Source organism: Streptomyces sp. NPDC007162, from assembly GCF_040634175.1.
GTDB lineage: Bacteria > Actinomycetota > Actinomycetes > Streptomycetales > Streptomycetaceae > Streptomyces.
Window position 1 is genome coordinate 1 of sequence record NZ_JBEYFC010001010.1, and the last position, 1,345, is coordinate 1,345.

1 protein-coding gene is annotated in these 1,345 nt (G+C 77.2%); it reads right to left on the reverse strand.

Annotated features, from left to right (window positions below):
- The coding region (locus tag ABZ646_RS46725) for a tetratricopeptide repeat protein (RefSeq protein ID WP_360533906.1) at positions 1–1,345 on the reverse strand (1,345 nt) is incomplete at both ends.

Below are 1,345 nucleotides of genomic sequence, written 5' to 3' on the forward strand. Positions count from 1 at the left end.
CACCGCACTCGCCGGCGCCGCACTCGCCGTCGGCACCGCGCTCGCCGCTCCCGCGGCGGCCGCACCCAAGTGTTGGGGTGGTCCGGGCCGAGGACGCGCTCGCGGATCGCGCAGACGTCACGGGACTCGGCGAGGGCTTCTTCCCAGCGGCCCTGGCGGCCGAGGTTGACGCCGAGTCCGTGGCGGGCGCGCAGGGTCTCGGGGTGAGCCGGGCCCTGGACGCGGGTGCGGTCGTCGATCAGGGCGCGGTAGAGCGTGAGCGCGTCGGAGCTGCGGCCCAGGCGCCCCAGGCTGATGCCGACCTCGTAGCGGGCGGCGAGGGTGTCGGGGTGGTCGGGGCCGAGGGCCCGGGCACGTGCCTCGGCGACCTCGCGGTAGCTCCCGAGGGCTTCCTCCCAGCGGCCCAGCTGTCCCAGCGCGTAGGCGACCTCGTAACGGGTGACCAGGGTGTCCGGGTGCTCGGGGCCGAGCACCCGGGCGCGGGCCGCGGCCACGTCGTGGGCCATCCGGTACGAGTCCTCCAGCCGGCCGAGTCTGCTGAGGTTGAAGGCGAGGTTGTGGCGGCAGCGCAGCGTGTCGGGGTGGTCCGGGCCCATCAGCCGGTGCCGGGTCGCGAGTACGTCCGTGTACACCTGGTGGGCATCGAAGTGGCGGCCCAACTGGCCGAGCACGTAGGCCGTTTCCTGTCGGGTGGCGAGGGTGTCCGGGTGGTCGGGGCCGAGCACGCGCTCCCGTGCCCGGGCGACCTCGGTGTACTCGCGCAGGGCGTCGGCGGCGCGGCCGGTGCGGCTGAGGGTGAAGGCGAGCTCGTAGCGGCTGGCGAGGGTGTCGGGATGGTCGGCGCCGAGGAGGTGGGCGCGTTCGGCGGCGACCGCGCGGTGGATCCGGCCGGCCTCCGCCCAGCGTCCGAGCCGGCCGAGGCCGAGCCCGGCGTTGTGGCGGCCGGCGAGGGCGGCGACGGCCCCCGGGGGCGGGACGGGGGCGGCCCCCGGGGGCGGGACGGGGGCGGCCCCCGAAGGCGGGACGAAGGCGCCGGCCGGCGGCGGATCGGCGGCGCCGGTGGCCGGGCGGGCGATCCACTCGCCGGTGAGTCCGGCGAGTGGGTCGGGCGGGGTGCTGCTCAGGGTGGTGCCGGTCGCCTTGTGGCCGGTGGTCATGCCCTGCGTCCAGGACGGCAGCCGGGCCTCCCGGGACGCCGGTTCGGGGGTCCGGAGCCTGGGCCGCGCGGTGACGACGGTGGGGACGTACGCGGGGGTGGTGCGCCCCGAGGTGATCCGGCGGCCCAGTTCCCGGGCGTCATACGGGCGTTGCTCCGGGCGTTTGGCGAGCAGGTCGAGGACGACCT